12 protein-coding genes are annotated in these 13,207 nt (G+C 65.9%); 3 read left to right on the top strand and 9 right to left on the bottom strand.

From position 1 onward, the window contains the following. Positions 1-13: 13 nt before the first annotated feature. Positions 14-598 (top strand): RDD family protein, encoded by a 585-nt coding sequence (locus ACJYUO_RS19575; protein WP_494347018.1) that lies wholly within the window; start codon positions 14-16, stop codon positions 596-598. Positions 599-614: 16 nt separating this feature from the next. On the opposite strand, the gene ACJYUO_RS19580 is transcribed toward ACJYUO_RS19575, so the two are convergent. The 7 genes from ACJYUO_RS19580 to ACJYUO_RS19610 form a co-directional block, all read right to left on the bottom strand. Continuing rightward, a complete protein-coding gene (locus ACJYUO_RS19580; protein WP_494347019.1) occupies positions 615-1,700 on the bottom strand; it encodes an ABC transporter ATP-binding protein in 1,086 nt (361 codons plus the stop codon). 46 nt (positions 1,701-1,746) lie between these two features. Beyond that, positions 1,747-2,619, bottom strand: coding sequence for a carbohydrate ABC transporter permease (locus ACJYUO_RS19585; protein WP_494347020.1), 873 nt, complete (start codon positions 2,617-2,619; stop codon positions 1,747-1,749). Next, positions 2,616-3,569 carry a carbohydrate ABC transporter permease gene (locus tag ACJYUO_RS19590; protein WP_494347021.1) on the bottom strand — a complete coding sequence of 318 codons (954 nt, stop codon included), beginning with the start codon at positions 3,567-3,569 and terminating at the stop codon, positions 2,616-2,618. The genes ACJYUO_RS19585 and ACJYUO_RS19590 overlap by 4 nt, the downstream gene beginning before the upstream one ends. Positions 3,570-3,673: 104 nt before the next feature. Beyond that, the gene (locus ACJYUO_RS19595) at positions 3,674-5,041 is read right to left on the bottom strand and encodes an ABC transporter substrate-binding protein (protein WP_494347022.1); all 1,368 of its coding nucleotides are present in this window, start codon (positions 5,039-5,041) and stop codon (positions 3,674-3,676) included. A gap of 383 nt (positions 5,042-5,424) precedes the next feature. Beyond that, positions 5,425-6,960, bottom strand: coding sequence for a molybdopterin-dependent oxidoreductase (locus ACJYUO_RS19600; RefSeq protein ID WP_494347023.1), 1,536 nt, complete (start codon positions 6,958-6,960; stop codon positions 5,425-5,427). Positions 6,961-7,032: 72 nt separating this feature from the next. Continuing rightward, on the bottom strand, positions 7,033-8,334 hold the full coding sequence (locus tag ACJYUO_RS19605; RefSeq protein WP_494347024.1) for an MFS transporter: 1,302 nt from the start codon (positions 8,332-8,334) through the stop codon (positions 7,033-7,035). Next, a complete protein-coding gene (locus ACJYUO_RS19610; protein ID WP_494347025.1) occupies positions 8,334-8,567 on the bottom strand; it encodes a hypothetical protein in 234 nt (77 codons plus the stop codon). Before ACJYUO_RS19610 ends, ACJYUO_RS19605 begins: the two co-directional genes overlap by 1 nt. Positions 8,568-8,851: 284 nt before the next feature. Here ACJYUO_RS19610 and ACJYUO_RS19615 point away from each other — a divergent pair, with 284 nt between their 5' ends. Further along, the gene (locus tag ACJYUO_RS19615) at positions 8,852-9,868 is read left to right on the top strand and encodes an FAS1-like dehydratase domain-containing protein (RefSeq protein WP_494347026.1); all 1,017 of its coding nucleotides are present in this window, start codon (positions 8,852-8,854) and stop codon (positions 9,866-9,868) included. A gap of 18 nt (positions 9,869-9,886) precedes the next feature. Here ACJYUO_RS19615 and ACJYUO_RS19620 read toward each other — a convergent pair whose 3' ends face one another. Next, on the bottom strand, positions 9,887-10,312 hold the full coding sequence (locus ACJYUO_RS19620; protein WP_494347027.1) for a Zn-ribbon domain-containing OB-fold protein: 426 nt from the start codon (positions 10,310-10,312) through the stop codon (positions 9,887-9,889). Continuing rightward, on the bottom strand, positions 10,309-11,457 hold the full coding sequence (locus tag ACJYUO_RS19625; RefSeq protein ID WP_494347028.1) for an acetyl-CoA acetyltransferase: 1,149 nt from the start codon (positions 11,455-11,457) through the stop codon (positions 10,309-10,311). Before ACJYUO_RS19625 ends, ACJYUO_RS19620 begins: the two co-directional genes overlap by 4 nt. 179 nt (positions 11,458-11,636) lie before the next feature. On the opposite strand from ACJYUO_RS19625, the gene ACJYUO_RS19630 reads away from it, so the two are divergent. Then, entirely contained in the window at positions 11,637-13,205 is a 1,569-nt protein-coding gene (locus ACJYUO_RS19630) for a class I adenylate-forming enzyme family protein (protein ID WP_494347029.1), read from the top strand. Positions 13,206-13,207: the final 2 nt, after the last annotated feature.

A 13,207-nucleotide genomic window follows, 5' to 3' on the forward strand; every position in this document is an offset into this window, starting at 1 on the left:
GGACGGTGACACCGTGATCGACTGGAAGCTGAACGGGTTCCTCCCGACTGACCGACAACCAGCCCCCGTCACGGAGAGCGCGGGCGATCGCGACGTGTTGCTCGCCCGCAGTGGCGCGGCGGTCATCGATTTGATCGTCTGCTACGTGCTGATCGAACTCCCGATCATCTACGTGTTGAGCCTGGTGTTCCGCGGGCCCTACGAGTCACTCGGGGGGTACGCCGTCGGCCTGTCGCTGGTCGCGCTCGTGCCGATTTACGCGAGCTACTCGTTCGTCTGCGAGTGGCGCTACGGGCGGACGCCCGGGAAGGTCAACCGCGGCCTGCTCGTCGTCATGGCGGACGGCAGTCGCTGCACCTATCGCGCCAGCGCCGTGCGGAACCTCCTGTTGTACGTCGATCTTCTCGGCGTCCCGCCGGTCGTGATCGGCCTCGTCTCAGCGCTCGTGACCGACGGCCGCCGCCTCGGCGACCACGCCGCCGGGACGATCGTCGTCCACTCGACGGCGCCGGCGGAACGCGATTCGGCGGTCGCCACAGACATCGACGCGAGTGCGGCCGCTCGAGCGGGTGAGAGTCGAGAGAGCGGAGAGACCTGACGGTTCCGATCGGGACTCAAGCGATTCGGACGCCGGAGTCGGCGTCGAACAGTTGGATGTACTCGTCCTGAAAAACGAGGCCGTACTGCTCGCCGTTCCCCTCGAAGTCCGGATCGGTGACGACGACGATCTCGCCGAACTCCGTGTCGAAGAAGCTGTGTGTCGCATCGCCCAGCGGTTCGTCGAGCAGGTGCGTCGCCGGGATGCCGGCCTCGGGGTCGTCGCTGACCGTGATGTACTGCGGGCGGAGGCCGACGCGGACGTCGTCGCCGGTCCATCCCTCGAGGCCGTCGCGGGCGAACTCGTAGTCGTAGCTGCCGACCGCCAGTTCGGCGGTCCCGTTGACGGCTCTGACGTTGCCATCGAAGAACTGCGTCGACGGCTGACCGATGAACTGGCTGACGAACTGCGAGTCAGGTTCGTCGTATATTTCCTTCGGCGGCGCGACCTGCTCGAGTTTGCCGTCGTTGATGACCGCGACGCGGTCGGACATCGTCATCGCCTCCTCCTGGTCGTGGGTCACGTACAGCGTCGGACAGCCGATCTCGTCGGTGACCTTCTCGATGACCGGCCGCAACTCGGCTTTGAGCTTGGCGTCTAAGTCCGACATCGGTTCGTCGAACAGGAAGACCTCCGGATCCCGCACGAGCGAGCGCCCGAGTGCGACTCGTTGTTGCTGCCCGCCGGAAAGGTCCGCGGGCATCTTCTCGAGTTGGTCGGTGATCTGGAGCAACTCCGCGGCTTCCTCGACGCGGGCGACGCGCTCTTCCCGCGAGAAGCCGGAGATCTTGAGGCCGTAGGCCATATTCTCCAGAACGCTCATGTGCGGGTACAGCGCGATGTCCTGGAAGAGCAACGCGATGTTTCGTTCTTGGACCGGTTTCTCCGTCACGTCGCGGTCGCCGAACGTGATCGTCCCGCTGGTTGGCTTATTCAACCCCGCGACACAGCGAAGCGTCGTCGTTTTCCCGCAGCCCGAGGGGCCGACGAGCGTGACGAACTCGTCGTCTTTGATCGTCAGGTCGATGTCGTCGACTGCGACGATTCTGTTCCCCGATTCCTCGTACACCTTCGTCAGGTTCCGGATTTCGATGTCTGGCATCTGTCGTTGTGTTTCGTGAATGGTGGTTGGAAGTCGATACGCGCTCTCACAGCGCCCTGACCTGGAATCCCTTTAGCAGATAGCTCTGCATGAAGTAGGCGAACAGTAGCGGCGGCAGCGTCATAGCCAGCGAGATCGCCATCAGGTAGGCGTCCGGCAGGAACTGGGCCTGCCCCATCGCCCGGAGGATGCCGGGAGCGAACGTCGTGGTGTCGGTCTGGGGCAGGAGGATCTGCGCGAACGTGAAGTCGTTCCAGGCGAGCGCGAAGGCGAACAGGGCCGCGGCGATGATCGCCGGCCGACACTGGGGAATAACGACGTCACGGAAGCCGCGCCAGCGCGAGGCGCCGTCGACCCACGCGGCCTCCTCGTGGGCCTCCGGGATCGTCATGATGTACTTCCACATCAGCCACACCGCGAAGGGCATCGAAATCGCCGACAGCGCGATGATAAGCCCGAACCGGGTCCCGAGCAGGCCGATGTTCTGCCAGATCTGGTAGAGCGGAATCCCGATGACGATGGGGCTGAAGAGGTAGCCGACCAGCAGGATGCGTGCGAAGTTCTCCTTGTGTGGGAACTCGAGGCGGGCGAGGCCGTACCCGGCGAGCAACGAGACGAGGACAACCGTCACGATGGTGCCGATCGCGACCACGATGGTGTTGAACATGTAGGTGTACATCTCCGGCTGTGTCAACACCGTGAAGTTACCGAGCGTGAAGATGTCGGGCGTCGGGAAGGCGGTGACGGAGTCCTCGACTGCCTCGTACTCGGTAAAGGCCAGCTGGGTCATCCAGTAGATCGGCCAGGCACCGACGAGAACGATGATCGCGGTGCTGATCAGTTTCAACGCTTCGATGACTCGCGTTTCGCCGTCGTATGAGAGGCCGAAGACGCCTCCCGGTGGGTCGCTTTGGCTCATGTCGTCGTCTCCACCTCCTCGCTGGGGTTGAAGAGTTTGAAGTAGATGATCGCCGACGCCAGCAGGAACAGGAACATGACGACGGAGATCGCGTTGGCGAGCCCGTAGGCCTGATCGGTGTAGACGGTCTTGTAGGCCAGGACGGGTAGTGTCGTCGTCGCGTTACCGGGGCCGCCCTCTGTGAGCTGCCAGATGATGTCGAACTTATTGAACATGAAGACCGATCGGAGCAAGACAACGACCAGGACGATCCCCATCAGACGCGGCAGCGTGATGTCGCGGAACATCTGCCACCGGTTTGCGCCACAGACCTTCGCCGCCTCGTAGAACCGATCCGGAATCGCGCGCAACTGTGCGAGCGTGAAGATGGTGACGAAGACGGCGAACTTCCAGGTCCCGATGAGGATCAGCAGCCGCATAGCCCAATCGCGCGAGCCAAGCGGGGCCGTCTGCGCTCCCCACAGACCGAACCACTCGGCACCCATCATCTGGAACACGCCACCGAGCGGGTCGAACACCCGCAGCGCGACCAGCGAGACGATGATCGTCGGGATCAGATAGGCTGTAAAGACGACCGCGGTGAGCAATTTCTGCCCGCGGGTAATGCGGTTGAGCACGAGCGCCATCCAGAGCCCGACGCCGAGCTGGAGGAGCGTGCTGCCGACCATGTAGACGATCCCCCGCCACAGCGAGCCCCAGAACGTGGAGATGTTCAGGACCTCCCGGTAGTTCGCGAGACCGACCCACTGCCACTCGGGATTCAGTGTGTGGATCTGGTGTAACGATGCCCAGAACGCGAACGCGATCGGGAGCACCGCGATGAGTACGTACAGGACCACGACGGGGAGGACGGTGCCGATCCCGGCGACCGTCTCCCGATTTACCGGCAGGTCGTCCCACGGAATGTACGCCCTCCCGGGCCGTATCGACTCTCCAGTTTCACTAGCCATCTCTCGGTCTCCTCTTCATGTGTGTGGTAATACCACGGTCAATCATAAAGATTCGCTCCGTCTCGAGCGCGGGTACCCGCCGACCGGACCGCACGCGGTACTGCCTATCCGAACTGCTCCTGTGCGTCCGCGAAGGCCTCCTCGAGTTGCCCGTAGCCCCACTCGTAGGCCTCCTGGACGGACATCGAGTCGGTGACGACGCGGTTGACCATGTCGCCGTAGAACCACTGCCGTTGCATGTACAGCGACTCGGGCGAGGAGGTGTTGGCCTCGTCGACGCTCCCGTAGTGGTTGCCCCAGATTTCGTCCTGGACGTACTCGAGCTTCTCGAGCAGGTGGGGGTGGGCCTGGAAGATGTCCTGGTTCTGGAACGCGTCCGAGCCGATCACGTCGGCGTAGGTCGGCAGGAACCGACCGGGGTCCGTCTCGTAGAAACTCGCGGTCTGCTCCATGCTGTCGGCGTAGAGCCACTCGAACCACTCCTTGGCGTCGCCCGGTCTGTCGCCGTTCGCGAAGATGTGGTAGCCGTCGGGGGCCGGAGCGGAGAGCCAGTTTTCGTCGGGGTCGACACCGTCCATCATCGGATACGGGATGATCTCCGTGTTCTCGGCAACGAAGCGGAGATCGTCGTTGTCGTTTGCCTCGGCCGTTTGCGCGGTGACGCCGACCGGCCAGGCGTTGAGGTGATAGCACTGGGCGTACTGGCCCTGGACCCACTGACTGAGCGACTCGGCCCAACCGATGCTGGTCGGGTCGGGCGAGTACTGGGAGAGGTCCTTGACGTACTGTAAGACCTCGGTGACCACGTCCTCGGGCCAGTGTATCTCGAGTTCCTCGCGGGCGTCCGGATCGCTCCAGCGGAGGCCGATCCCGGAGATGCCGGCGCTCGCCAGCATGACGAGGATTTCGTCTTGGCTCTTGCCCGTCGGCGCGCCGGCGAGCCCGTAGCCGCGGGCGTCGACCTCGTCCGACTCGTCGATGATCCGGGCGTTCTCCAGAACGTCGCTGAAGGTCTCGGGGACGTCCAGACCGAGTGCCTCGTAGATGTCCGCTCGGTACTGGAAGTTCGAGACGTACAGCCCGTGTGGGATCTGGTAGAGCTCGTCTCCCTCGCCGAGGAACGCGTCGGTGTTTATCTCCCCGTTGACCTCTTCGATCGACGAGACGACGTCGTTGACTGTCTCGAGTTGGCCGGTTTCCCAGATATCGGCCACCTGGTCGAACGTGGACGTGTTGGCGTCCGGCGGGTTCCCCGACTGGATCAACTGCGCAAGCCGCCCCTCCTGGGTCCCGGACATCCCGCCCTCCTCGATGTTCATCGGGATGCCGGTCTCGTCCTCGAACGACGACTCGAGGTCGTCCCAGAGCGGTTGCCACGCGTCGTTGTAGTAGTCCGTAATGAAGTGGACGTCGTCGTCGCCACCACCGCCACCGAGACAGCCCGCCATCGCCCCCGCGAGTCCGACACCCATTCCCGAAAGTACCCGGCGTCTGTTGAGAGTGTTCCGTGTCATCTGTGATCAAGCCACACTTGCACAACGGTAACAGACATAGGCAGTCATATAAATCTTCACTATTATTTCACATATTGTCTCGGCCTATTATTTCCGATCGGGACGGTAAGTTACCAAACGCACGGTCATTCTGACAAGAACAAAGCAACAATAACACCCCAGAAGCCCACTGTCCCTCGGAAACGGCCGTTTCGGCCGATAGTAGCCACTGAAACGATGTACATACTGATCGCGACGGGGTCGTGCGATCAGGTGTGCACTGACTTTCAGTGGCTACTACAGGGGACGTGATCGCCTGACGGCGATGGAAATCGAGTTTCGGCTCGAGCATCCCGTCCCACTCATTGTGGCCGCACGGTTTTCGAGACCCAGCCGGTGGCACCGTCGGGCTTCGGGCCGTTCTCCTCGGGGATCTGGAGGTTCCCGTCACCGTCGCGGGCCCGGACGATCACCTCGTGTCGCCCGCCGGCCCCGTACTCGTGGCGCCACTGCCGCCAGACGTCATCACCCGGGAGGGGGTCGGACAGTTCGGCCTCGACCCACGTGTCGCCGTCGTCGGTGGATACCTCGACGGCATCGATGCCCCGCGTTCCGGCGTACGCGTGGCCCGCGACCTCGATGCGGCCGCCGCCGAGGTGGTTGACCTGCCAGAGCTTGGCGACCGTCTCAACCGGGCCGGTCCCGTGCCAGCCGCGGTGTTCCCAGTAGCCCCGCGTCTCCTCGTTGCGAACCTCGATCTCTGTCACCCACTTTACGTTGATCTCGCCCCAGTGGCCCGGGACGAGTACGCGCGCCGGAGCGCCGTGGCCTCGAGGCAGCGGACGACCGTTCATTCGGGAGGCCAACAGCCCCGACCACAGCGCCTCGATCGGGAACTCGTTGTAGTACGAGTCCGCCCCGTGCAAGACGACTCGATCGCCCTGCGGATTCGCGTCCTCGAGAAGCGCCTCGACGGGGACGCCGCTCCAGAGCGCGGTGTCCATCTGCCGGCCGTTGAGCTGGTCGCCGACACAGCGCAGCGTGACGAACCGATCCTCGACGGCCATGGCCTCGATGTCCGCGATATCGTACTCCTGCTCCGCCTCGACGGCACCCGTCACCGAGAGCGTCCACGCCTCGCGGTCGACGGCCGGGTTCACGTTGGCGATGTCGACCTCGTAGAAGTCGGTGCTGACCAGCGGCTCGAGGCCCTCGACGGCGAGTGACTGGTCTTTCGCCCGCGTGAGCAACTCTCGAACCTCGGGCCGGGCGTCCTCGGGAACGTCGAAGGCCGACGGAAACGTGTCGTCGCCGGTTCCGCGGACGAAGACGCCGAGCGCGCTCAGGCCGATCGCCGAGCCGACGGCACCGAGGACGCGTCGCCGGTCGAACGAACCGAGAGCCGCGTCTCCGTCGGCGGCGAGGAGGGTCGTGACGGCCGCCACCAGTACGACGAGTCCGGCACCGGCAGCCGTGGCGATGCTCGAGACCGGCGACCTCGTCACCCCGACGGCGACCATACCCGGCAGGACCGTCCCGGCGACGACGCCGGCGAACACGTCGGTTCGGATACTCGAGGGGCCGAAAGCGGGTCCGCGACCCCAGAGGAGCAACACGCCCGGCAGGGCCGCCAGTCCGAACAGGAGACACGTCAGTGCGATGGCCGTCAGGAACGCCAACTGGTGGCCGAGCGTCCCGAGTTCGGTGATCGCGAACGCGACGAGTGCGTCGGGGCTGACGACGATGACGAATCGATCGATCGGCGTCGCGACGAACGCCGGTCGTCGGCCGACGGACAGGTACGAGCCCCCCACGGCGGCGAGTCCCGCAGCGAGCGCCACGGCGACCGGCGGAAGCCACGGACGCAGCCGAGCGACCGCACTCTTGATGCGTGACATTATCTACCAATATGGTCGGGCCGGGTATGAAAGCTTCGCGAACGCACCGGCATCCCGAATCGAAGCCGACGCTCAGTCCGCTTTTACCTTCGTCCGGGAGACCTCGGGGTTGCGCAACAGCGGCAGCGAGACGACCGTGAGACAGCTCAGTACGAGCACTGCACAGAGCACGTAGGTCACCCGATAGCCGAACCAGAGATCGACGGCCGGGATCGCGACCAGCGGACCGAGACTGAGCCCGACATCGCCCATCACCTGATAGACCCCGCCCATCCGGCCGAGTTCGTCGCCCGGCGTCAGATCGCCCATGATCGCCAGCATCGCGGGCGCGGCCGCACCCATGCCGCCGCCGACGAGCACGATCGCCCCGAGCAGCGCCTCGATCGTCGGCACGTACGCGATGATCAGAAACCCCGCCCCCATCGATAGGAACGCCGGAACCGTCAGCAGGGTCCGATCGCTGACCATGTCCGATACCCAGCCGGTGACGACCGTCGTCGATCCCGACGTGAGAACACCCAGTCCCATCACGATGCCGCTGATCCCCGCCGCACCGAGCGCCGAGAGCTCGAGGCCGTAGTCGCTGGCGTACCGGGCGAGCGTCGAGAGGACGATGCCGCCCCAGAGGAGCCGCACGGTGAAGTTACCGTAGCCGATCAGCAGGACGGTCGGATTGCTGGCGAGCAGCGAGGGGACTTCCCGAAGTTTCGCGGCTCGGCCCTCCGCGCCGGCGTGGACATCGGGCAGGACGAGCGTCGCGACGGTGCCGGCGATCAACGCGAGGACGCCGGCGGTGACGAACGCCGTTTGCATGCTGGCGAGATCGGTCAGGAGGCCGCCGAGGACGAGTCCGGTCGGGAAGCCGAGCGACTGCCCGCCGCGCATGTAGCCGACCCACCGGCCGCGGTTGTCGGCCGTCGTGACGTGCGTGATCGTCGCGAACGCGCCGAGGAAGACGAACGCGCTGCCGATCCCCCAGAACAGCCGCGCCGTAACGAAAACGACGCCCGGCAGGGACACCGCGCCGAGCACCGGCACCGCACCAAGATGGGTCGGGGGCGTGTGCAAGCCGACGACGTAGCCGAAGGGGGCCAGCGCCTGCGTGAACAGCCCGAAAATCATCGGTTTGCGCGCGCCGACCCGATCGATGAGCGTCCCCGCGGGCGTGTTCATGACCAGCCGCGCGATCCGGTTCGCCGAGAGGATCACGCTCAGCATGACCGCGCTGATCACGAGCCGTTCGTCGAGCAACGGGAGCGTCGGGAAGGCCACGCCGGTCGCCACTCCGCCGAAGAAGATGCCGGCGATGACCGCAAGCGCGATCGTCCGGATCTCCCCGTTCGAGTACGCGGAGCCGTCGCTCTCGTCAGTCATCAGCCATCGCGAGCGACCGCCGAGAACTGTCTCGAGTCGAGGGCCATCCCACGCCGGCCGGTGGCTCCTCGAGGGATCGATCGGGTCCCGTCACGATTGTCTCCCGTGTGCCTCGATCCATTCGTCTCGCAGTTCCGTCTCGCGGAACGTACCGCTGCCGCGCTTGGGAGGTCGACGATCAGCGGGTGGGTGTCAGGAGCGAGGTCGCCGATGACGGCCGGTTCAGTCGTCATTCTTGCCCCTCCGCGACGCCAATACCGGTTACTGACCGTTCTCCCGACTCGAGTGTGCGATTCGCTGCCATTCCCGTTTACGGATTCATCGACCGCCGGTATAAGCGATTCGACCGTCCGATCCGTCGCCCCACGCGTTCCGACCGCGTTCCGCGAGGGGTACTGTTATAGCGGTCCTCGGTAAACCGTGGTGGCAATGAGGCGCGGACAGCACGGAGACGGAACGCAACGCGGCGCAACCGAACGGCGGGCGACGGCCAGTCCCGTCGACATGGAGGGACGCGATGCCGAATAAACCGATCACGGAACTCGAGGCGATGGTCGGGGACTCCCGCGTCACGGTCGAGGAGTTCCGCATCGAACCGGGCAAAGTCGAAGAGTTCGCGCGGTCGATCACCGCCGAAGACCCGGTCTTCCGCGACGAGGCCGTCGCCGCCGAGCGGGGCCACGACCGCGTCCCCGCGCCGCTTACCTACTCACAGGTCGGCCGCTTCCCGCGGTACACCCCCGCCGACGTCGACGGGAAGGGATTCGATCTCGCCTTCCAGCCCGAGTACGTCATCCACGGCGAGCAGGCCCACGAGTACGAACGGCCGATCTACGTCGGCGACGTCCTCGAGGGGACGACCACCCTCGCGGACGTCTTCCAGCGCGAGGGCGGCCGGGCGGGGACGATGACCTTCGCCGTCCTCGAGACCGAGTACCGAACCCCGGACGGCGAACTCGTCCTGACCGACCGCTCGACGGCGATCGAGACCGAGGGTGCGATCGACGACGGGGACGAGAGCGGGGCCGACGAGTCCGCGAGCGACGGCGAGCCGGCCGAACCAGACGGCGGAACTGCGGAGGCGGACACCGCGACCCCAGCACCGACCGCCGACGAGTTCGAGCGCGTCCGGGGCGTCGACGGCCTCGAGCCCGGTGACACCGGCCCGACCGTCGTCGTCGAGGACCTCGAGCGAAAGCAGTTCGTCAAGTATGCCGGGGCCAGCGGCGACTTCAACCCGATCCACTACGACGAACCGTACGCGACCGGAGCGGGCAACGAGAGCGTCTTCGGCCAAGGGATGTTCACCGCCGGCGTCGCCTCGCGGGTCGTCGCCAACTGGTTCGACCTGCGGGACGTGACGAGCTTCGGCGTGCGGTTCCAGTCCCGCGTTTTCCCCGGCGACACCGTCGTCGCGACCGGCGAGGTCGCCGAAATCGACGCGGACGCGGGCACGGTGGAGGCGGAACTCGAGGCCCGGACGACCGACGGCGAGACGCTGCTGACCGGGACGGCGACGGCCGACCTCGAGTAGCAAAGCCGCGATCGGGTTTTATTCCGGCTCGAACACCGGTATCGCGGCTTCCTTGGAGACCTGCCAGAACCGTACCCCGACGGCCGCGCCGATCTCGAGGTCGTCGGGATCGGCGTCGAGCAGGGCGAGCAGGCGCGGTCCCTCGGCGAGGTCGATCGCACCGACGGCGTAGGGCGTCCGGTCGGCGAAGCCGGGTTCGCCGGGGACGTGGCAGATGGTGTAGGTGTAGACCGTGCCGACGCCCTCGTTCGCTTCGAACGGCGGGTCCTCGGCCCCGCAGGCCGTACAGACCGCTCGCGGGTACAGCTGGCGGTGGCCACACTCGCAGTCCTGATAGCGCAGTTCGCCCTCGAGCGTGCCCGCCCAGAAGGGGGTCGTCGCGCCGGTCGGGACCGGGACCGGCCCGTCCCACTCCTCGCGGCGGTCCTCGACGCGTCCCGTCATGATTCCCTCCGGAGGACGACGGTGCTGCTCGAGGAGAGTAAGCCCCCGGTACCGTGGGCGACGGCGACTTCGGCGTCGTCGACCTGCCGATCGCCCTCGTAGTCGCCGCGGAGCTGACGCGCGGCCTCGATGAGGACGAAGATCCCGAAGTGACCGGGGTGACAGTACGAGAGCCCGCCGCCCTGCGTGTTCATCGGCAGATCGCCGCCCGGTGCGGTGGTGCCGCCCGAGACGAATTCGCCGCCCGCGCCCTTTTCGCAGAAGCCGAGATCCTCGAGGGTGACCAGGGCGGTGTAGGTAAACGAGTCGTAAATCTCGGCGACGTCGACGTCGTCGTGGGTAATCCCGGCTTGGTCGAACGCCTTCGGCCCGGTTACCGCGGCCCCGGTTGTCGTCATGTCGGGCATCTCGCTGATGTCCTGGCGGTGGGTACTCGTCGAGGCCACGCCCGCGACAGCGATCTCGGGAACGCCGAGTTCGGCCGCTTTCTCCTCGCTCACGAGCACGACCGCGCCGCCGCCGTCCGAGACGAGACAACAATCGAGCAGGTTGAACGGCTCGGCGATCTCCCGGGACTCGAGGACGTCCTCGACCGTGATCGGGTCCCGTTGGGCCGCTTTGGGGTTCATCGCGGCCCACTCGCGGGTCGCAACGGCGACCTCCGCGAACTGTTCCTCGGTGGTGCCGTACTCGTGCATGTGCCGGCGCGCGGCCATCGCGTAGGCCCCCGGCGGGCGGAAGAGCCCGGTCGGCCGGACGAAGCCGTCGATTGGGTGGGTCTCCTCGAGCGATTGATCCCTGCCGGGGCCGGTCTTGCTCGTCGAGCCGTAGGCGACGACCACCACGTCGGCCTCGTCGCGGGCCATGGCGTCGCGGACGTGGCCACAGAAATTCTCGAACGACGAGCCGCCGATCTCGGTCCCCTCGAGGAAGGAGGGTTCGTCGAGGTCGAGATATTCGGCCAGCACCAGCGCGGGCATGTAGTCGTCGCCGCCCGCGACCGCGACGCCGTCGACGTCCGCGAGGGGACAGCCGGCGTCCTCGAGGGCGCGCACCGTCGCGATGGCGGCGTTGTCCAGCCAGTTCCGGTCGGGCGTCTCGCCGAGGTCGCTCTCGGCGACGCCCGCGAGGATCGGTTCAGCCACGGATATGCCTCCGTCGGAGCGGTCGTCCCATCGTCTCCCGATATCTCGACCGAACGCAAATATGTTGTGGTGGGGGCTAACACGCCACAGAAGATATCGAGCCGCGCGCTCGAGGACGGCCAGCGCCGCGTCGGATCCTGAGAGGTACTATTTTATATCATTCCGTGATACCGTGACCCATGGATTTGGCACGTGTTACCGACGACGCCAGAGAGGGGAACGTCGCGCGCCTCCACGACGAGACCGCTCGTCACCACGGCGACGCACAGGCGATCGAGTACCACGGGCGGACGCTGACCCACGACGAACTGCGGGCCGAGAGCGCCCGCTTTGCGGGCGGGCTGGCCGACCTTGGGCTCGAGCCGGGCGATATCATGCTCCAGTACCTGCCGAACTGCCCGCCGTCCCTGATCGGCGCGCTGGGCGCGTTCAAAGCCGGTGTCACCGTCTCGCCGGTCAATCCCCAGTATCGCAAACGCGAGCTGACCTACCAGCTCGAGGATACCGAGGCCGCGGCCGTGCTCACCCACGAGGCTCTCGAACCCCACCTCGAGGAGGCCCTCACGGCGATCGACTGGAATCCGGTCGTCATCTCGGTCGACAGCGACTCCGAGGCCGTCCATCCTTTCACGGCGGTCCGCGGCGAGGAGCGGTTCGTCGAGCGGGCCGACGACGACGTCGCACTCCTGCCGTACACCTCGGGGACGACCGGGAAGCCAAAGGGTGTCCAGTTGACCCACCGCAACTTCCGGGCCCAGACGTTCTCCGTCCTCGCACAGGACAATGCGCTCGCGGACGAGGCCGTTAGAAGCCTCGTCTGGCTGCCGCTCTATCACATCACCGGCTTCACGCACACGGCCTGGCAGCCCCTCGTCCGGGGCGGGAGCGTCTACCTCCGCAACGCGGCCAACTGGGACGGCGACGCCGCGATGGCGCTGATCGAGGAAGAAGGGATCACCCACTACGTCGGCGTCACCGCGATGTACGTCGACATGATCAACAGCGAAGCCTTCGGTGAGTACGATCTCACCAGCCTCGAGTCGGCCGGCGAGGGCGGGGCGAAAATGTCCGTCGCGGTTCAAGAGGAGTTCGAAGAGACAGCAGGCGTCGAAATGGCCGAGGGGTACGGGCTCACCGAGACCAACGGCGCAACCCACACCCAGCGCAACTCGACGTTCGGCCTGCGCCACGGGACGATCGGCCAGCCGACCCGCATGACCGAGGCCAAGATCGTCGACTCGAGTGGGGAGACGGTCGAAATCGGCGAGGAAGGTGAGCTCCTCGTCCGCGGCCCACAGGTCATGAAGGGCTATCACGGGATGCCCGAGGCCACCGACGAAGCGTTCACCGACAGCGGTTGGTTCCGCACCGGCGACATCGCCCGTCGTGACGCGGACAACTACTACGAGATCGTCGACCGGAAGAAACACATGATCAATTCGGCCGGCTACAACATCTACCCGAGCGAACTCGAGGAACTTCTCTCGGAGCACGACGCCGTCGCGGAGGGGGCCGTCGTCGGGGTTCCCGACGAACGGCGCAACGAGGTCCCGAAGGCGTTCGTAGTCACCGCGCCGGGCGTCGAACCCGGCAAGGACATCACGGCCGAGGCGATCAAAGCGTACTTCCTCGACAACGTCGCCGCCTACAAACACCCCCGCGAGGTCGCGTTCATCGAGGAACTGCCGCGGACGACTTCGGGGAAGATCCAGAAGTACAAGCTCGAGGACGCCGAGGAGGAGCGCTGAGC

The organism is Natrinema sp. CRL1, from assembly GCF_059162405.1.